General features: G+C 36.6%; 16 protein-coding genes. 11 read left to right on the forward strand and 5 right to left on the reverse strand.

The window, feature by feature from the left end; all coding sequences use genetic code 11:
- Positions 1–207: 207 nt before the first annotated feature.
- Positions 208–915: a UMP kinase gene (gene pyrH, locus M0D58_RS02560; protein WP_248393451.1), complete on the forward strand. Its 708-nt coding sequence runs from the start codon at positions 208–210 to the stop codon at positions 913–915.
- Between the two features lie 63 nt (positions 916–978).
- The gene (frr, locus tag M0D58_RS02565; RefSeq protein ID WP_248393452.1) at positions 979–1,533 is read left to right on the forward strand and encodes a ribosome recycling factor; all 555 of its coding nucleotides are present in this window, start codon (positions 979–981) and stop codon (positions 1,531–1,533) included.
- A gap of 63 nt (positions 1,534–1,596) precedes the next feature.
- Here frr and M0D58_RS02570 read toward each other — a convergent pair whose 3' ends face one another.
- The 5 genes from M0D58_RS02570 to M0D58_RS02590 form a co-directional block, all read right to left on the reverse strand.
- Complete coding sequence (locus M0D58_RS02570; RefSeq protein WP_248393453.1) at positions 1,597–2,451, reverse strand: hypothetical protein; 855 nt, start codon at positions 2,449–2,451, stop codon at positions 1,597–1,599.
- Between the two features lie 110 nt (positions 2,452–2,561).
- Positions 2,562–3,203 carry a hypothetical protein gene (locus M0D58_RS02575; protein ID WP_248393454.1) on the reverse strand — a complete coding sequence of 214 codons (642 nt, stop codon included), beginning with the start codon at positions 3,201–3,203 and terminating at the stop codon, positions 2,562–2,564.
- 101 nt (positions 3,204–3,304) lie between these two features.
- On the reverse strand, positions 3,305–4,765 hold the full coding sequence (locus M0D58_RS02580; protein ID WP_248393455.1) for an LptF/LptG family permease: 1,461 nt from the start codon (positions 4,763–4,765) through the stop codon (positions 3,305–3,307).
- Between the two features lie 140 nt (positions 4,766–4,905).
- The gene (gene lolA1 / locus M0D58_RS02585; RefSeq protein WP_248393456.1) at positions 4,906–5,553 is read right to left on the reverse strand and encodes an outer membrane lipoprotein periplasmic chaperone LolA1; all 648 of its coding nucleotides are present in this window, start codon (positions 5,551–5,553) and stop codon (positions 4,906–4,908) included.
- A gap of 161 nt (positions 5,554–5,714) precedes the next feature.
- Positions 5,715–8,225 carry an FtsK/SpoIIIE family DNA translocase gene (locus M0D58_RS02590; protein WP_248393457.1) on the reverse strand — a complete coding sequence of 837 codons (2,511 nt, stop codon included), beginning with the start codon at positions 8,223–8,225 and terminating at the stop codon, positions 5,715–5,717.
- Positions 8,226–8,644: 419 nt separating this feature from the next.
- Between M0D58_RS02590 and M0D58_RS02595 the strand changes: the two genes are divergently transcribed.
- The 9 genes from M0D58_RS02595 to M0D58_RS02635 all read left to right on the forward strand — a co-directional run bounded on the left by M0D58_RS02595 (position 8,645) and on the right by M0D58_RS02635 (position 19,384).
- Complete coding sequence (locus tag M0D58_RS02595) at positions 8,645–11,899, forward strand: cytochrome c biogenesis protein CcsA (RefSeq protein ID WP_248393458.1); 3,255 nt, start codon at positions 8,645–8,647, stop codon at positions 11,897–11,899.
- Between the two features lie 268 nt (positions 11,900–12,167).
- Entirely contained in the window at positions 12,168–13,034 is an 867-nt protein-coding gene (locus tag M0D58_RS02600; protein ID WP_248393459.1) for an SPFH domain-containing protein, read from the forward strand.
- 49 nt (positions 13,035–13,083) lie between these two features.
- Positions 13,084–13,272 (forward strand): type II toxin-antitoxin system antitoxin, encoded by a 189-nt coding sequence (locus M0D58_RS02605; RefSeq protein ID WP_248393460.1) that lies wholly within the window; start codon positions 13,084–13,086, stop codon positions 13,270–13,272.
- 329 nt (positions 13,273–13,601) lie between these two features.
- Complete coding sequence (gene amaB / locus M0D58_RS02610) at positions 13,602–15,152, forward strand: L-piperidine-6-carboxylate dehydrogenase (protein WP_248393461.1); 1,551 nt, start codon at positions 13,602–13,604, stop codon at positions 15,150–15,152.
- A gap of 118 nt (positions 15,153–15,270) precedes the next feature.
- Positions 15,271–16,593 carry an L-lysine 6-transaminase gene (lat, locus tag M0D58_RS02615; RefSeq protein WP_248393462.1) on the forward strand — a complete coding sequence of 441 codons (1,323 nt, stop codon included), beginning with the start codon at positions 15,271–15,273 and terminating at the stop codon, positions 16,591–16,593.
- 61 nt (positions 16,594–16,654) lie between these two features.
- A complete protein-coding gene (locus M0D58_RS02620) occupies positions 16,655–16,885 on the forward strand; it encodes a DUF2007 domain-containing protein (RefSeq protein ID WP_248393463.1) in 231 nt (76 codons plus the stop codon).
- A 227-nt stretch (positions 16,886–17,112) separates the two neighbouring features.
- Positions 17,113–17,625, forward strand: a complete 513-nt coding sequence (locus M0D58_RS02625) for a GNAT family N-acetyltransferase (RefSeq protein WP_248393464.1) — start codon at positions 17,113–17,115, stop codon at positions 17,623–17,625.
- Between the two features lie 117 nt (positions 17,626–17,742).
- The gene (locus tag M0D58_RS02630; RefSeq protein ID WP_248393465.1) at positions 17,743–18,195 is read left to right on the forward strand and encodes a transcriptional regulator; all 453 of its coding nucleotides are present in this window, start codon (positions 17,743–17,745) and stop codon (positions 18,193–18,195) included.
- Between the two features lies 1 nt (position 18,196).
- The gene (locus tag M0D58_RS02635; protein WP_248393466.1) at positions 18,197–19,384 is read left to right on the forward strand and encodes an efflux RND transporter periplasmic adaptor subunit; all 1,188 of its coding nucleotides are present in this window, start codon (positions 18,197–18,199) and stop codon (positions 19,382–19,384) included.
- The last annotated feature ends 3 nt before the right edge of the window (positions 19,385–19,387 follow it).

The raw sequence follows: 19,387 nt of genomic DNA on the forward strand, positions 1-19,387 counted from the left end.
TTTTAAGTTTTTTAAAAATTATGGTTTTATCGTTAAATCCTGAAGGTTTTTGAAACCTTAAAGCTGTGTTGGGAATATCTTTCAAAATAGCCATTTAAACAAGATTTAAAAATTTAATCCAGAATTAAAAATCAACCTTATTAATGATTATATTTGCAAAGTCAAATTTCTGACAAACCAACAGATAAAATTTATTTAATAATAAAGATGAAATATAAAAGAATCCTTCTGAAACTTAGTGGTGAAGCCTTAATGGGAAACAGACAATATGGTATTGACAACGAAAGACTTCAGGAATACGCGGCCGAGATCAAAAAAGTAGTGGACAAAGGTTGCGAAATTGCCATTGTGATTGGAGGAGGAAATATTTTCCGTGGTGTGGCAGGAGCTGCAAAAGGAATGGACAGAGTACAGGGCGACTATATGGGAATGCTTGCAACGGTAATCAACGGAATGGCACTACAGGGAGCTTTGGAAGATGCCGGCATTAAAACAAGATTACAGTCTGCCATCGAAATGGACAAAGTAGCGGAACCTTTCATCAAAAGAAGAGCCGTAAGACATCTTGAAAAGGGAAGAGTGGTGATTTTCGGGGCAGGAACAGGAAATCCTTATTTCACAACCGACACAGCGGCAACATTAAGAGCAATCGAAATCGGAGCTGATGTTATTTTAAAGGGAACAAGGGTAGACGGAATTTATGACAGTGATCCTGAAAAAAATGTAAACGCCGTAAAATATAATTCATTATCTTTCGACGAAGTTTATGCCAAAAATCTTAAAGTAATGGATATGACTGCTTTTACTTTAAGTCACGAAAATAAATTGCCGATTATCGTTTTTGATATGAACAAAGACGGAAATCTTGAAAGAATTGTAGACGGAGAAGCTGTTGGTACTTTAGTTGATTTGTAATTGCTTATTACTCATCACTAATCATTTATATTAATGTGTAACTTATCAAATTTTTATTATATAATGGAAGAATTAGATCTTATAGTAGAGTCTGTGCAACACGATATGGAAGCGGCTGTTAAGCACCTGGATCATGCATTTCAAAGAATCAGAGCGGGACGTGCGTCTACAAATATGGTTCAGGATGTAATGGTAGAATATTACGGGGCAATGACTCCCATCAACCAGGTAGCCAATGTTTCTATTCCGGATGCCATGACGATTTCTATTCAACCTTGGGATGCTAAAGCAATTAATGATATTGAGAAAGCCATCATTAATTCTAATCTTGGTTTTGCTCCTTCCAATAACGGGATCAATATTATTCTTAATGTTCCGCCGTTAACGGAAGAGAGAAGAAGAGAGCTGGCAAAACAGGCCAAATCTGAAACTGAAGATACGAAAGTTGTAGTAAGAAATGCAAGACAAAACGGTCTGAAAGAGCTTAAAAAGCTGGATGGTGTTTCTGAAGATGTTATTAAAGGTATCGAAGCTGATATCCAGGTTCTTACCGATAAATATGTGAAAATTTGTGATGAACATCTTAAAACAAAAGAAGCTGAAATTATGAAAGTATAATTTTCAGTTTTTTAAATAAATAAAGCGGCTTTTAGGCCGCTTTTTGTTTTGATGTGTTATTAATTAATTATTGGGCTCTGCAATTACAATATAGCCTATGAATAACGACGGATCAGTAGAAGAATACTGCTTCATCAGAGCAATCTTACTTTTTGTAGTGATCCAGATATGTACGGGGATATCATTTTTAATCGATTTTTTAAAATTCTGAGTATATCGGTCTTTCATATCTGTATTCCCCTCGGAATATGTAGGTGCTGAATAATATTTGGCCAGATAATTATAAAGGTATTCCTTATCCATCTGCTTAATCTGCGTATCAGTATAACTGTACATATTATCCCAAATATTAGTTACTAAAACATAAGGATGCTGATTTTCAAAACCGTTGAAAAAGCCTAGCGTATTTTTCTGCAGAATATTGTTATATCCTGTTGCCATATCTGTCGCCGTAAAACCGTTCCAGTTCACTGCTAAAAAATCATTATTGTCAGTAACATTTACAGAAGTCTGGTCAGTATATATTTTCTTCCCGTCCTTGAAACCTTCAATGCTCACCGTATAATTGCCAGGATAATAAAAATGATAATTAAAGCTTGTGGTCACGGAATTTCCATTTTGTGTTTTCTCAAAGATAATTTTTTCTCCTTCAGTATTTGAAATTTTAAAGGTCAGCACATCAAGATAATCTGCAAGTATTCCAAAATAGGTTGATTGGTTTTTTTGAGAAAGTTTAAAATCAATATTTTCAAAAATATTAACACCGGATTTATCTGCTGTTATTTTAAGCCCTAAACTGGTTAAAGCGGGATCGTTTTTTATTTGTGTTTCTGTAGGATTGGAGTCTTCCATTTCTGTGTCAGAACATGAAAAAAGTAATAAACCTGCTACAGACAGCGCCAGAATTTTTTTATACATTTCACTTTTATTTGAATAAATCTACACAAAAGTATGTATTCATAAAATGATATACAATCTTATGCGAACCTGTTTTATATGAGATAAATCAGAAAGTAAATTAATACACCTTATAAGCATTGTATTTCGCCTCTTGTGTTTTTATTTTTTAGAATAAGCTGATATTTTTTCATAAGTTCTGTAACATCGCATTTTGTTTCTTTATTAGATATTTTTTCAGGATCTGTATTATTGCCCTTGGAACGTACCGTATAATTTTTCTCGAAACACTGAACCGCTTTATTATTTAGAATGTAAATTCTTTTTTCTTTAATATCGTCTTTGGTCTCGGGCTTTTCAGGAGTTCCTCCGTCATCAAAATTCCAGACCGTTTCATCATTGAAAATAAAAAACACCTGATTATTTTTCACAAAATAAGTTGTAGATGAGGAAAAGTGACTGTGTTCTGCATAAAAATCCTTTACAACTGCAAGTTTTTTATTTTCGAAATATAAGGTGACTTCACCTTCTCTTTCATCACAATTATAAGTAAATCGGGTAGAATCCAGTTTTTTTGACCTAAGCATACTGTTGAGATTAGCATACTCATTTTTTATATCATCAATGGTCTTTATGGTGTCATTTCCTGATTTCAACGGGGTATCTTTTTTTACTAACTGCTCTTCAGAACGTTTTTTATCAATTATTTCCGTTGCTTCTTTCTTACAGGAAATGATCATCAAAAAGCTTAGGCTCATCAATATAATTTTCATATTTAAATGGTTTTGACTGCCTCATTAGTACAAAAAACATGCTATGACAATCTGCCTATGCTGAAAAGAAAAGATCCGGAAAATTCCGGACCTTTCTATTATTACTGATATCTTTTATGTTCCTGATTTTTAACGAAAAGCTTCGTGACGGGTTTAAAGAATGTCTTATATTTTTCCGCATCAAATAATTGCGAATCGGTAAGTGCCTTATATGTCATCCAGATCCCGAACGGAAATAAAACGAGATTAGGAATCCATGCTGCAAGATAAGGATTTACTTTACCAGACCAGGCCATATTTTCCACACCTACGTTAATGACATAAAATATAATGAAAATAACAATGGCAATAATCACGGGCAGTCCCATTCCTCCTTTTCTGATGATAGATCCGAGACTCGCACCGATCAGGAAGAAGATAATACAGGTGAATGAATAGGTAACAATCCTTTGCTGATAGATCACCACTTTCCCATAATATTTAACAACAGGATCAATTTCGTTATTTTTACCATCAACAGTACCTTTGAGGCTTTCAAGGCGGGTATACGCATTATTAATAATCTCCAGTTTTTTGTCATTTTTTAAAGTATCAAGCTTTAAAAGCTGCTTTGGTTTTGCTTTCGACCTGTTCTGTTTAGTGTCCATGTAAGTGATCACCGAATTGGTCTGGCCCAGAACATCATTATTAACATTTGTAAAGAATTTGTTGTTGTCCTTTTTGGTCTGATCGATGGTTTTATTAAGCTGGTTGAATGTCTGAAATCGGTAATCGTCCGTAATTCTTTCTTCTTCTATCGCTTTATTAATGATTTCACTTACATCAAAATGGGAGGTTAGCGAATCAAATTTTATAGCCTGATCAGGCTGTTTTAGACGCACATTTTCTGCTTTCCCAGCAAAGTTATCTTCATACACGTATCCGTTGTAAAGAATGAGTTTAAGATAATTTTTATTGGCAGCCGGTACGAATTTTCCTTTTTCTGCAACAATCGACTGTTGATTATCATAGGTTGTCGCTTTCTTATGAATAAAAACGCCTTCAATATTTTCACCGTTTTCTCCTGTTATTTTATCAAATTTCACCATGTATCCGGGAATCTGATCGATAAACTGTCCGGGTGTGAAGTTAAGCGCGGGTTTGGTCTGTGCAATATTGAAGAGCATATTTTTGGCTTTCCTCTGAAAATTCGGGATAATATTATTGGAGAAAAAATAAAGCATGATCGATAGAACAACCGTTACTCCCAATAAAGGCAGCATTACTCTTGTAAGGGAAATTCCCGCCGCTTTCATAGCGGCAAGTTCGTACCGCTCACCGAATTCTCCGAACGACATGATACTTGCAAGAAGAATTGTAAGCGGCAATACCATACTGATAACGCTTACTCCAAGATAAAAGAGAAGTTTTAAAATCTGCCAGGTACTGAGTCCTTTTCCCATAAATTGCCCCAGCTGAACCCAGATGATATTTACAATAAATATGAAAAACAACACGCTGAATATAAAGAAAAACGGTCCGAAGAAGGTTTTTATGATATATCGGTCAAGAATTTTTAACATGTGCCAAAATTAATGAAAAAGCCACAAAGTTTCCTTTGCAGCCTTTATATTTTATGAAATTTTTATAATCTGTAAAACGGCGAGCCTTTAAAATGATAAAACGGGTATTAAAAGCATTTTAAGTTTCACAGATGTTATTTTTAAAGTTCGGTAACCAGGTAATTTTTGTATTTACTTTTATCGAAAACAAACATTCCCGGATCCAGAGTCTGATTTTCTTTATACTCTTTAATGGCAATTACCGCAACATCTTTATTGGTTCCGTGCTGTTCAAGCTTTACCATCTGTTTTTTTGCCGAATCTACAAAGATGTAGACATGCTGTATTCCATTTGATTTTACCGGTGTCAGTTTGATAAAATCGGCATTTACACCATTCACGTTTTTCTTTCCGTTATAGGTTACGTTATAATCATTTCTATACGTTGAAAGATAGTTGATAGGGGAGAACATAGACCCGCTTCCGTTTGGTTTTGCAACGGTTACTTCCATATCTTCCGTATTGATATTGTAGATTTTGTTGCCATCAAAGATCTGTTCCGTTTCCATGATCTTTAACTTATACTTATCTCCGGCAGCATAATAAATTCCCGGTTCCGTCTTTGAAACCTGTCCGTTTGTTCCTGTTCCGAAAGAAAATTTAAAATAAGAATTCTTCTTGGAATTATAGTTTGCCGTAATATCATCCAGTATTTTTTTAGCCTTAGCATCAATCTTCTGGGCATTAGTAATTCCTACTGCACCCACAACCATACCGCTTACTATAATTTTTGAAATAATATTTTTCATTTTTATTTAAATCTTTAATCTTTAGACTTACTTTAATATTAGAAGTTAAATCACCGCTGGGCATTAACTGCGCAGATCTTTCAAAAACTGTTCCAAAGAATGCTGCTGTTTTTTATCATTACAAATAGAAATGATAGACAGTATTTTAGAATTTTCTCAGGTTATCCTTTTAAATCATCCAGAAACTGTTCAAGCGAATGAAGATCACTGATGAGAACCTCTCTGGCTTTAGCACCGTTAAATCCGCCTACAATTCCGCTTGCTTCCAGTTGGTCCATAATTCTCCCAGCTCTGTTGTAGCCAAGCTTTAATTGCCTTTGAAGCATGGAAGTAGAGCCCTGCTGTGTAGAAACAATAATTCTTGCCGCTTCTTCAAACAAAGCATCTTTCTCATTAGGGTCGAAAGTTCCTACCGTACTTGCAGAATCTTCGGAAACATATTCAGGAAGAATAAATGCTGAAGCATATCCTTTTTGTTCACCGATATATTCAGCAAGTCTTTCTACTTCCGGTGTATCTACAAATGCACACTGAAGTCTTAAAATTTCATTTCCGTTAAAATACAGCATATCTCCCTTACCAATCAGCTGATCTGCACCCGGAGAATCCAGAATCGTTCTGGAATCTACACTTGAAATTACCCTGAAAGCTGCTCTAGCCGGGAAATTGGCCTTAATCATACCTGTAATTACGTTTACTGATGGTCTTTGGGTGGCAACAATTAAGTGAATTCCTACTGCTCTGGCAAGCTGCGCCAGTCTTGCAATCGGAAGTTCAACTTCTTTCCCTGCAGTCATGATAAGATCTGCGAACTCATCAACTACCAGAACAATATAAGGTAAATAACGGTGTCCGTTTTCAGGATTCAGTTTTCTTTCCGAGAATTTTTTATTGTATTCTTTTAAATTTTTACAGAATGCATTTTTCAGAAGATCATATCTTGTATCCATCTCAATACAAAGAGAATTCAGGGTATTGATTACCTTATTGGTATCGGTAATAATGGCTTCCTCTGCATCCGGAAGTTTCGCCAGATAATGTCTTTCTATTTTTGAATATAATGAAAGTTCCACCTTTTTAGGATCTACCATTACGAATTTCAATTCACTCGGATGTTTCTTATATAAAAGTGAGGTAAGAATTGCGTTGATACCCACGGATTTCCCCTGTCCCGTTGCACCTGCCATTAAGAGGTGAGGCATTTTGGAAAGGTCTGCCATGAAAATTTCGTTGGAAATCGTTTTCCCGAAAACCACAGGAAGATCCATATCCGTATTCTGGAATTTCTGGGATGCAATTACCGAACGCATAGAAACCATGGTAGGATTTTTTCTTGGAACTTCAATCCCGATGGTTCCTTTGCCCGGCATCGGAGCAATAATCCGGATTCCCAATGCGGAAAGATTCAGGGCGATATCATCCTGAAGTTTTTTTATCGCCGCAACACGGATTCCCGCTTCCGGAACAATTTCATACAAAGTTACTGTCGGACCAATAGTAGCCTTGATTTCAGCAATTCCTACATTGAAATTTTTAAGCAGTCCGACAATTTTATTTTTGTTTTCTTCCAGTTCTTCTTTATTAATAGAAATTTCCTCATTTCCGTAATCCTTTAAAAGATCAACAGTCGGCATCTGGAAATTAGCTAAATCTAATTTATGATCGTACAGTCCGTGTTTTTCTACCAGTTCCTGGGATTTCCTGTCGGAATCATCCAAAATATCCACTACAGGAGCAACTTCTACTTTAAATTTAATATCATCTTCAGCCACAATTGCTGTTGAAGCCGCCGGTTTGATGTCAAAAGCCTGTTCAGGACTTGGCATTGGAACAGAAGGCTTCGGACTCAGATCTACGTGTAATGGTTGTGAAAAATCATTTTTATCATCTTCAAAAGATGTTTTGTTTGGGGTTACGATCGTTTCAACTTCAGCAGCAACCGGTACATGTTCCGTTTTAACGGGCTTTATGGTTTCCGTAACGGTAATTTTGGAAGGAATATTCTCTGCATTTTCAGCTTCTTCAATGAGTTCATCATCCGCCTCAAAATTTTCATCAGAACTTGGCATCATGGATTTTACCCTTCCAATAGTATTTTCATTGAGATCATTCAGCTTAGATTTGATAGAACTCGGGCGAAGATTGAATTCTAAAATAAAATATAACGCAATGCTTGAAATTAAAACCAGCCATAGACCATAAGAGCCAATAATTGTATTCAGGGAATCCATGATCTGATACCCGTACACACCGCTCAGAACACCCTGACCCTTTGTAATAGCTCCGAATAAAATAGGAAGCCAGCAAATAAAAAACAAGGAATGTCCAACAGTTTTCCACGGTTTAAACATTTTCTTTTTAAGAATAATCGTTCCGAAAACTAAAAACAGAAAAGCAATGATGAAAGAAGCCACGCCAATACTTTCGAAAATGAAAATATTTCCGAGCCAGTCGCCCAGCTTTCCGAAGAGGTTGGAAGATTTAATGCTTTTATCCAGCATGGTTCCGGCCTGACTCTGGTCTGCCTTCCAATTCATCAGATAGGAAACAAATGAAAAGGTGAGAACCACGGAAAAAAGAATAAAGGTAAGCCCGAAGAATACTCTCGGCTTCGATAAAAATCTGCCTTTTTCAGGCAATTCCTGTTGTTTTTTTTGTGTGTTTTTATCCATAATGTACTGTGGCAAATTTAATGTTTTTCAACATTAAAACTGGTGTATTACCGGGAAGAATATTATTATTTATTTGTCGGAAAATTATCAACGTGATTCCGTTTTACAGAAACTAAAATATTTAAAATAATTCAATTTTGATTTAATTTTTTTCATTAAAGTTTTTGTAAAGAGTGTTGTTGCCAATGCGCTGTTTTAGCAGATACCACACATTAATTTAAATAAAATTATTATAATCTCTAAATAACAAATTAAATTGTCATGAAAAAATTCTTAATTATTATATTTTTATCACTCTGTTTAATATTATTAAGAACGGTTAAAAATAACACTTATCAATGGCAAAGTGATAAAAAACAGCTTTTTTTCACGGCATTGTAGTTTATCATCCTTATTTTTGCGTATCAAGTATATATAACATGAAGAAGCTCCAGGATATTCTTATCTCGACCAGAACAATGGCTGTGTTGTTACTGGTGTACGCATTTGCGATGGCATATGCAACGTTCTTAGAAAATGACTACGGAACTCCAACAGCAAAAGCTTTAATTTATGAGGCATGGTGGTTTGAATTAATCATGCTTCTGCTTATTCTCAATTTCATAGGAAATATTGGAAGATACAGACTCTGGAAGAGAGAAAAATGGCCGGTGCTGGTTTTTCACCTTGCCTTTGTACTGATATTTATTGGTGGTGCCATTACAAGATATATCAGTTTTGAAGGGACAATGCACATCCGGGAAGGAGAAACTTCCAATGAAATTGTAACGGATAAAAACTTCCTTAAAATTCAGATTGAGGAAAAAGGTGATGTTCTTAATTATCAGGATATTCCGTATCTAATGTCTCCATTACACAAAGATTTACAGGCTACCTATGATTTTCATGGAAAAGAAGTGAAAGTCATTGCAAAAGAGTATGTTCAAAGAAAAAAAGATAGTCTCGTGGCTGACCCTAATGGCGCCGAATATCTTCATTTGGTATCAACAGGACAAACCGGAAGACAGAATATTTTCATTAAACCCGGAGAAACAAAATCAATCAACGGAACGTTGGTGACTTTCAACAGAGCCATTGAAGGTGCGGTTGAATTTAAAAATGAAGGCGGAAAGTTATTCATCAAAACACCGGTTGATGCGAGCTATATGACCATGGCCACTCAGGCTACAGGGAGTACAGTAAAAGACGAATTCCAGCCATTGGCTTTAAGAAGTTTATATTCAATTAACGAATTAAAGCTGGTTGTTCCTGAAGGTCTTAAAAAAGGAAAATTAATGGCAATTGAAGGCGACAGAAAAAAAGATCAGGCTGTGCCTGATATGCTCACTGTTGAAATTCAGGGTCCGAAAACAAAGCAGTTGGTAGACCTTTCAGTTGAAAAAGGAAACCCGAATGCCTACAAACAGGTTACAATGGACGGATTGAATATCATGATTGGTTTTGGTCCGAAAATTTACAATACGCCTTTCTCACTTAAACTCGATGATTTCGTAATGGAAACATATCCTGGAAGCTCATCTCCAAGTGCTTATGAAAGCCATATTAAAATCATTGATGAAGGCAAGCAGACCCCATTTAAAATTTATATGAACCACGTGCTTAATCATAAAGGCTACCGATTCTTCCAGTCAAGTTTTGATCCGGACAGAATGGGGACGGTACTTTCCGTAAATCATGATTTCTGGGGAACATTGATTTCTTACATTGGCTACACGTTCTTATTTGGTGGAATGTTCTTTATGTTCTTCTGGAAAGGAACTCATTTCTGGAAGCTTAATAAAATGCTGAAAGATGTCAACAAGAAAAGGGTAGTAACCATATTATTAATATTACTAAGCTTCGGACTGAATGCTCAAAAAATAGAAACCCACGGCACTACTGACGGCAGCAGGGAACATATCCACACAGAGGGAGAACAGCATAATCATGATGCTGAAGTTGCTCCGGCCCAATCAGGTTCTGCAGCTCCTTCCGAATCTCATACAAAAATCAGAAGCGTTTCCGCTGATGAAATTATCGCACAAAACAAAATCAGTGCAGAACATGCCGATAAATTCGGGTATCTTTTGGTTCAGAATTTTGAAGGAAGAATTGTCCCTCTCAATACACAGGCTCTGGATGTTTTAAGAAAGCTTTACAAAAGAGATGAATTTAAAGGGACTGATGGAAAATCACTTTCTGCTAACCAATGGTTTTTATCAATCAATACAAATCCTGATAACTGGATTGCAGTTCCTTTAATAAAAGTAGGAACAAAAGGCGGAGACGCCCTGAAAGAAAAAACAAAAGCAGATGAGGACGGATATACCAGTTTATTAAATCTTATTCCTTCTGATGCCAACGGAAATCTTCATTATGTGTTGGAAAAGGATTATAACACAGCCTTCCGTAAAAAAGCTTCCGAGCAGACCAATTATGACAAAGAGGTAATTGCCGTTAATGAAAGAGTACAGGTATTCCAGGAAATATTCTCAGGACAGTTTATGAGGATTGTTCCTGTGAAAAACGATCCTAATCATACGTGGCACTCCTGGCTAAATCAAAAGTTTGAACCAGATACAGAATCTCAGCAGGTAATGGGACCATATCTTGCGGAAGTTCTTGTTGCACAACAAACCGGTGACTGGAAAAGAGCGGATGCAGAGCTTACAAAACTTTCGGATTATCAGCAGAAGTGGGGTAAGGCAGTCGTTCCTGCCAAATCCAAAGTTGAGCTTGAAGTTTTCATGAATAAGGTGAATATCAATTTCAAACTATTGATTTTCTACACGATCATCGGCGGACTTCTTTTACTACTGGGATTTGTAGAATTATTCAAACCGAATAAAGTCTTAAACAAAACCATTAAAGCAATTATTGTAATCGGAGCTGTAGGGTATTTCTTCCATTTCCTTGGACTGGTGGCAAGATGGTATATTTCCGGACATGCACCATGGAGTAACGGATATGAAGCGATTATTTTCATTTCGTGGGTGGGAATTACAGCAGGACTATTGTTATATAGAAATTCAAACGCCTTGATTCCGGCAGCCGGATTTATGGTTGCAGTTATCATGATGGGATTTGCGCACGGCGGTTCGGCTCTTGATCCACAGATTACACCGCTGGTTCCTGTACTGAAATCGTACTGGCTAATTATACACGTAGCCATTATTACATCCAGCTACGGATTCTTTGCCCTGTCGATGATTATTGCTGTGATCAGTCTTGTATTTTATATCATTTCAAATAAAGAAACTTACAAATTACACCACGATACGACTTTGAAAGAACTGGTGATTGTTTCTGAAATGTCTTTAACAATAGGTTTATTTGCATTAACGGTAGGAAACTTCCTGGGAGGAATCTGGGCCAATGAATCGTGGGGAAGATACTGGAGCTGGGACCCGAAAGAAACATGGGCTTTCATTTCCATTATGGTGTATGCGTTTGTTCTACACATGAGATTGGTTCCTGGTTTACGAAGCAGATGGGCGTTCCACGTGGCAACAATGTTTGCATTCTGTTCGATGGTAATGACGTATTTCGGAGTAAATTATTACCTGAGCGGACTTCACTCTTATGCAGCAGGAGATCCTGTTCCGGTTCCGGCTTGGGTATATATCGGACTTGGAACAATGGCACTCTTATCAGCCGTTTCGTATTACAAGTTTAGAATCTTAAATAAAAAATAAATTTTAATTTATCATTCATACCATCCCTGAAATTAATTTTTCAGGGATTTTTTTATACTGGCTATTTAATTTAAACCGAAGAACAAATGTCTGATTCGCGCAAGTTTTGGGGATTTTAAGTACTAAATTTAAATTTTAGCATTCAGATTCCAAACCTGAACTTTTGTTTCTTTGATTCAAATCAAAAAAATTTAAAATAAATAATTTTAATGTAAAAAAATCATATCTTTATGATATCAAATTAATATCAAAATTAAAAATCAATATCATGGAAAAAATCCTTAAACCGATGTCCGGATATATTACTTTAGTAATCTGTCTTGGACTTTTCATTGCTTCAATTTACCTGTTTGCAATAGGAATTGATGAGAACATTACATTTGTTGTTCTTTCAATAGTTGCCTTTATTGTATTCTGTTTCTTCCTGAAAGGCCTGATGATTATTCAGCCGAACCATTCAAGAGTATTGAACTTTTTCGGGAAATATGTCGGCACCGTAAAAGATAACGGTTTGTTTTTCATTAATCCTTTATATTCTTCCCAAAGAATCAGTCTCCGTTCCGAAAATTTACAGGGCCAGACACTGAAAGTAAATGACAAAATGGGAAATCCCATCGAAATTGCTGTCGTTATCGTATGGAAAGTTGGCGACACTTATAAAGCCGCTTTTGATGTTGAACGTTATTCTGATTTTGTAAAAATGCAGAGCGAGGCTGCGGTACGTCATTTGGCGATGAGTTTTCCTTACGACAACCTGGAAGACGATCATGCACCGATTACATTAAGAGAAGGCGGGGAAAAAATCAATGCCATTTTGGAACAGGAACTTACAGAGCGTCTTTCAAAAGCAGGAATTATTATCCAGGAAGCTAGAATTTCCCATCTTGCTTACGCATCGGAGATTGCAGGCGCCATGCTTCAGAGACAGCAAGCAACAGCGATTGTTGCGGCAAGAACCAAAATTGTGGAAGGAGCCGTAGGGATGGTAGATTTAGCATTAAAGAAACTTTCCGAAGAAAATATTGTGGAGCTCGATGACGAAAGAAAAGCCGCGATGGTAAGCAACTTAATGGTTGTTTTGTGTGGTGAAAAAGCGGCAACACCTATTTTAAATGCCGGGACACTTTATAATTAAATCAAGATCAGAATTTTGTTTATACAAACGTCAGAAAAAGTTAACAAAAATGAAATCAGAAAAAACTCATAACACTTCCGAAAATAAAGACAAAAAATCTTTTGTTTTAAGGATTGATGAGTCTACCTATAAGCTTCTTGAAAAGTGGGCCAATGATGAATTCAGAAGTGTAAACGGACAAATTGAGTTTCTGCTTCATCAAAGCTTACTCCATTCCGGAAGGAAGAAAAAAGAATAAGATGATACAACCAAACAAAAGCCGAGAAATTTTCTCGGCTTTTTATTTTATACAACTTTGAAGCGTATCTGCCCCAAAGTAAAATATTACCAGCCAAATCAGCCCTTTAATGGTAAAGAAGGCGAATCCTGCCCATCCAACACGCTTAAACCATTTTTTAAACTTCGAATTATTTTCCTGAGAGCTTTCCATTTCTGTGTGTCAAAAGATTACCATACAAATATAGTCATGTTTATAATTAGTCCAAATAAAAAATCCGTTAAAAAAATTTAAATTTTGCAGTTCGTTTAATATTTTTAACTTTAGGGAAAACGAAAAGTAAAATTTTTATGTCTAAAAAAGTAAAAGATTTTGGGATTGAAAACACGCTCAAAAATCTAGGAATTAAGAATGAAAATAAGGGGACTTCAACAGGCGGAAAATACTTTGCATCAGGGCAAACCATAGAAAGCTATTCTCCGGTAGACGGAAATCTAATTGCAAAAGTGAAAACTTCCGGAACATCTGATTACGAAAAAGTTCTTGAAGCTGCGCAAAATGCTTTTAAAGAATTCAGGCTCATTCCTGCACCCAAAAGAGGTGAAATCGTAAGGCAGCTTGGCCAGAAATTAAGACAGTACAAAAACGATCTTGGTAAACTTGTTTCTTATGAAATGGGAAAATCCCTGCAGGAAGGCTTAGGCGAAGTTCAGGAAATGATCGATATCTGCGATTTTGCAGTGGGGGTTTCAAGACAGCTTCACGGTTATACCATGCACTCCGAAAGACCGGGGCACAGAATGTATGAACAATATCATCCACTGGGAATCGTCGGGATTATTACCGCTTTTAATTTTCCGGTTGCCGTATGGTCGTGGAATACTGCTTTAGCATGGATCTGCGGAAACGTCACCATTTGGAAACCATCAGAAAAAACACCGCTTTGTGCAATTGCCTGCCAGAATATCATGAATGAAGTTTTAAAGGAAAACAATCTTCCCGAAGGAATTTCAAGTGTTTTGGTTGCAGATCATGAAATCGGACAAAAACTGGTTGATGATAAAAGAGTAGCCTTAATCTCATTTACCGGTTCTACCAGAGTCGGCAGAATGGTTTCTGCAAATGTGGCACAACGATTCGGGAAGTCTATCCTGGAGCTGGGAGGAAATAATGCGATTATCATTACTCAGGATGCGGACATCAATATGTCAATTATCGGAGCTGTTTTCGGAGCGGTGGGTACAGCCGGACAAAGATGTACTTCAACAAGAAGATTGATCATCCACGAAAGTGTTTATGATGAAGTGAAAAATCGTTTGGTAAAAGCATACGGACAGCTTAAAATCGGAAATCCTTTAGACGAATCCAATCATGTAGGGCCTCTTATTGATACAGATGCCGTAAACATGTACCAGGAAGCTATTAAAAAAGGTAAAAAAGAAGGTGCAAAATTCATTGTGGAAGGAGAAGTACTGAAAGGAAAAGGCTATGAATCCGGATGCTACGTGAAACCATGTATCGCAGAAGTAAAAAATTCTTACGAAATCGTTCAGCACGAAACTTTTGCCCCGATTTTATATCTTATCAAGTATAAAACATTAGAAGAAGCCATCGCCATTCAGAATGATGTTCCGCAAGGTTTATCCTCTGCAATCATGACGCAGAATTTAAGAGAAGCGGAATTATTCCTTTCCCATGCAGGTTCAGACTGTGGTATTGCCAATGTAAATATCGGAACATCCGGTGCGGAAATCGGTGGTGCATTCGGTGGAGAAAAGGAAACCGGCGGCGGAAGAGAATCCGGTTCAGACGTCTGGAAATATTACATGAGAAGACAGACAAATACCATCAACTATACAACAAACCTTCCTCTGGCACAGGGAATCAAGTTTGACCTTTAATATAAAAATATTTAGAAATTCAGAGATTTAAAAATTAAAAATTGTCAACTTTTAAATAACATAAATCTCTTTGTTTCAACATCATTAACTTATTTAATCAACCCTAAGATTAATTAAAATGGAAACAATTGACATACAAGTAAACAAAGTAAAAGAAATAGTAGGAAAGCACGTTCTGGCCGATGGATTCGATTTCGTAATGGATATCGAAAAATCGCACGGATCATGGCTTTACGATAAACTCACCAATAAAGAATATCTGGATATGTTTTCCATGTTTGCCTCAGCATCCATCGGTTACAATCATCCTTACCTCATGGAAAAATCTGCATGGCTGGGAAAAATGGCAGTGAACAAACCGACACTGGCTGATGTATATTCTGAAGAATATGCTCATTTCCTGGAAGTTTTCGAAAGAGTAGTGATCCCTGAAGAATTGCAGTATGCTTTCTTTATTGAAGGCGGAGCATTGGCTGTTGAAAATGCCATGAAAGCTTGCTTCGACTGGAAAACACGCAAGAATTTTGAAAAAGGTCTTGATATAGAAGCCGGAATATGTATTCATTTCAGACAGGCATTCCACGGAAGAAGCGGATATACATTAAGTCTTACAAATACTGCAGATCCAAGGAAATATCAATATTTTCCGATGTTCGAATGGCCAAGAATCCTGAATCCTAAACTTACCTTCCCGATAACGGAAGAAAACCTGGAGGAAACCATTAAAAACGAAAGACTGGCTCTCTTAAATATTGAAGAAGCTATTTTAATGAATCCGAATAAAGTGGCATGTATCATCATAGAACCGATCCAGGCAGAAGGTGGAGACAACCATTTCAGGGATGAATTTTTATCAGGATTAAGAAGAATATGCGATGAAAATGAAGTTCTTCTTATTTTTGATGAAGTTCAGACAGGAATTGGAATTACCGGGAAAATGTGGGCATTTCAACACTTCACCGCAAAACCGGATATCATCTCTTTCGGGAAAAAAACGCAGGTTTGCGGTATTTTGGCCAATAAAGAAAAGTTTGATGAAGTTCCTGATAATGTTTTCCGTGAAAGCTCGAGAATCAATTCTACTTTCGGAGGTAATTTTATAGACATGCTCCGTTTCCAGCTGGTAATGGAAGTTATTGAGAAGGAAAATCTTGTTGAAAATGCAAGAGTTATGGGCGATTACCTTCTTGAAGGCTTAAAAAGCCTTTCCGAAAAATATCCTGAAAAGCTAACCAACGCAAGAGGAAGAGGATTAATGTGTGCTATTGACCTTGTCACTCATGAGCAAAGAAATACTCTGAGAGACGAGCTCTGGAAAGACGGAATGATTATTCTGGCCTGCGGAGATCAGTCGTTGCGTTTCAGACCGCATCTTAATGTGACCAGGGAGGAAATCAGGCTTGCACTGGATAAAATTGAGAATAACATTAATAAAATTTAAATTACGGATTTGTAATTTTAAAAAAAATGTCATAAATTTAGATACTCAAACGTAACAGAACATGGAAAGAAGTACAAGAGTATCCGTTTTTGAAAGTGATAAACCTGCAGAAATTCAGCTGATTAAATCCAAACTGGATGATGCGAACATTACCAATGCCGTAGAAAACAACTACCTTACTTTTACAACTACGCCTACGGCAACGTCGCTGAAAGTATTGGTAAAACTGGAAGATGAAAAAAAAGCATTTGAAGTAATTGATGCCTATCTCCAGCAAAATGAAAATCAATAAAACAATTTCATAATTTTAAATTTTACTACTTCGAACCGAAAATTAATAACAATTAGTTTTCGGTTTTTTTTGGTTACATCACAACTGAATAATAATAGTTCAAAACCATCAGCAAACATTGAATAATTAATTATTCATGCAGTGTCGGTCTAAGCATCATAATTTAGTGTTTACGAAGTAGCATATTTAAAACAAAATAATCTTATTAATTAAAATTTTTCACAATAATGAATTCAGAAACCCAATTAAGAAAAGCGGAAATGGCGGACAGAGAAGTTATCTGGGACATTTTACAGCAGGCGATAGAAAGAAGAAGAAAAGACGGGAGCGACCAATGGCAACAGGGATATCCCAACAGTAATACCGTGGAAAGTGATATAGAAAAAGGGTTTGGATATGTTATGACCGTAGAGGGAAAAATTGCAGTATATGCTGCTCTTATTTTAAATGATGAACCGGCTTACAGTACGATTGAAGGATCCTGGCTGAGCAACGGAGAATTTGTTGTGGTCCACAGAGTAGCGGTGGATGAAAAATTTGCCGGACAGGGAATGACAAAAAAACTGTTTGACCATATTGAAGAATTTACAAAATCTCATGGAATTCAGAGCATTAAAGTAGATACCAATTTCGATAACATGGCCATGCTGAAAATCCTTGAAAGCAAAGGCTACACCTATTGCGGGGAAGTTTACCTGGCTGGCGGAATCAGGAAAGCATTTGAGAAGATTATAATTTAAAGGAAAAGTTAAATCCAACTTCATTGATTTTTTAAAAAAAGTAAAATTTATAAACTCTATCAGGTTTGTTCGTTTAGTTCAGAACTAATTTTTATTTTTGCTCAAAATTTATATACAATGCATAAGAGTATAGAAATTGATGAGAAAATTTTCCAGGATGCTGTAAAATTCTATGGCACAGTTTTCAATATACCTCCTCTGGCATCAAAAATATATGCTTACCTGTTATTCGATTATGATAAAGTAGGTATTCCTTTTGATGAATTTGTGGAAGTATTTTCGGCCAGTAAAAGTTCCGTATCAACAAGTATTTCGCTTTTATTAAATGCTGAACTGATTATTGACCACAACAAAATGGACGAACGTAAACGGTATTTTTTCATCAATGACGGCTATAAAAAAATCAGATTTGAAAAAATAGTACAGAAAATGAAAGACGAATTAAAACTTTTGGACGACCTGGACCATTTTAAGAAAAATCATAATGGTTACGATGAAAAAATAGAAGCTTATAAAGCGCTTTTAAATAAAAATATAATAAATATTCAGGAATCTCTTAATAAACTATAAAATGAATAATAAGCTAGTTATACTTTCTCTTGCGGCCCTTTCCTTAGTAGCCTGCAAAAAAGAAGCTCCTAAGCAGGACGGCCCGAAACCGTATCCTGTTGTAAACGTGGAAGCGAAAAATATAGTGGGTTATCAGACTTTTCCGGCTACCATCCAGGGTAAGGTAAACAATGATGTACGTGCCAAAATCCAGGGATATATCACACAGGTTTTGGTAGACGAAGGACAGTACGTAACCAAAGGACAGCCTTTGTTCCGGCTTGAAACCAATATCCTGAACGAAAATGCAGCAGCTTCAAAAGCAGGAATCGGTGCTGCCGAATCTAACATTGCCGCTGCCCAGGCTGCTGTAAGTGCAGCAAACGTAGAGGTAAATAAACTGAAACCCCTGGTGCAGAAAAATATCATCAGTAATGTACAGTTACAGACTGCTCAGGCAAATTTAGCGCAGGCTCAGGCACAGCTGAAACAGGCTCAGGCGGCTAAAAGCCAGGCGGTGGCCAATTATAAAGGAGTAGAAGCCAATATCCAATATTCCATTATCCGCGCTCCTATTTCAGGAGTAATCGGTAAACTTCCTTTAAAGGTTGGAAGTCTTGTCGGACCATCAGATCAGACGCCTTTAACCACCATTTCAGACACTTCAGAAATCTACGCATACTTTTCAATGAACGAGAAGGAATATTTTGATTTTCTTGAAAAATCTGTAGGGGCTACCATGCCGGAAAAAATTAAAAATCTTCCCATGGTAGAGCTACAATTAGCCAATGGAAGTATTTATCCTGAAAAAGGAAGAATAGAAGCCATTACAGGACAAATTGATCCTACAACAGGGACCATACAATTCAGGGTTTCCTTCACCAATGCCCAAAAGCTCCTTAGTAACGGAAACAGCGGAACCATAAGATTTCCTCAACATTATGACAACGTACTGGTTGTACCGGAAAGCGCTACTTACGAACAGCAGGGAATTGTCTACGTATATAAAGTTGATAAGAGCGACACTGCAAGAAATGCTGTTGTCAATGTGATCGACAGAATTGATAATATGGCACTGATAAAATCCGGTGTTAATAAAGGAGAAACGGTAATTGCAGCAGGAATCGGTGGACTTAAGCCGGGAACTGCCGTTAAAAAGCAACCTGTAAAAATGGATAGTCTCGTTCAATCTATAAAACCGAAATTCTAAAAA

Origin of the sequence: Chryseobacterium nepalense, assembly GCF_023195755.1 — a bacterium.
In the GTDB taxonomy this organism is placed as follows: Bacteria; Bacteroidota; Bacteroidia; order Flavobacteriales; family Weeksellaceae; genus Chryseobacterium; species Chryseobacterium nepalense.

Bases quoted from the DNA above. Each gene is read 5' to 3' on its own strand.
- frr (WP_248393452.1), top strand. From the start codon at position 979: ATGGAAGAATTAGATCTTATAGTAGAGTCTGTGCAACACGATATGGAA.
- M0D58_RS02580 (WP_248393455.1), bottom strand. From the start codon at position 4,765: ATGTTAAAAATTCTTGACCGATATATCATAAAAACCTTCTTCGGACCG.
- M0D58_RS02600 (WP_248393459.1), top strand. From the start codon at position 12,168: ATGGAAAAAATCCTTAAACCGATGTCCGGATATATTACTTTAGTAATC.
- lolA1 (WP_248393456.1), bottom strand. From the start codon at position 5,553: ATGAAAAATATTATTTCAAAAATTATAGTAAGCGGTATGGTTGTGGGT.
- M0D58_RS02630 (WP_248393465.1), top strand. From the start codon at position 17,743: ATGCATAAGAGTATAGAAATTGATGAGAAAATTTTCCAGGATGCTGTA.
- M0D58_RS02590 (WP_248393457.1), bottom strand. From the start codon at position 8,225: ATGGATAAAAACACACAAAAAAAACAACAGGAATTGCCTGAAAAAGGC.
- amaB (WP_248393461.1), top strand. From the start codon at position 13,602: ATGTCTAAAAAAGTAAAAGATTTTGGGATTGAAAACACGCTCAAAAAT.
- lat (WP_248393462.1), top strand. From the start codon at position 15,271: ATGGAAACAATTGACATACAAGTAAACAAAGTAAAAGAAATAGTAGGA.
- M0D58_RS02635 (WP_248393466.1), top strand. From the start codon at position 18,197: ATGAATAATAAGCTAGTTATACTTTCTCTTGCGGCCCTTTCCTTAGTA.
- M0D58_RS02605 (WP_248393460.1), top strand. From the start codon at position 13,084: ATGAAATCAGAAAAAACTCATAACACTTCCGAAAATAAAGACAAAAAA.
- pyrH (WP_248393451.1), top strand. From the start codon at position 208: ATGAAATATAAAAGAATCCTTCTGAAACTTAGTGGTGAAGCCTTAATG.
- M0D58_RS02620 (WP_248393463.1), top strand. From the start codon at position 16,655: ATGGAAAGAAGTACAAGAGTATCCGTTTTTGAAAGTGATAAACCTGCA.
- M0D58_RS02625 (WP_248393464.1), top strand. From the start codon at position 17,113: ATGAATTCAGAAACCCAATTAAGAAAAGCGGAAATGGCGGACAGAGAA.
- M0D58_RS02575 (WP_248393454.1), bottom strand. From the start codon at position 3,203: ATGAAAATTATATTGATGAGCCTAAGCTTTTTGATGATCATTTCCTGT.
- M0D58_RS02595 (WP_248393458.1), top strand. From the start codon at position 8,645: ATGAAGAAGCTCCAGGATATTCTTATCTCGACCAGAACAATGGCTGTG.
- M0D58_RS02570 (WP_248393453.1), bottom strand. From the start codon at position 2,451: ATGTATAAAAAAATTCTGGCGCTGTCTGTAGCAGGTTTATTACTTTTT.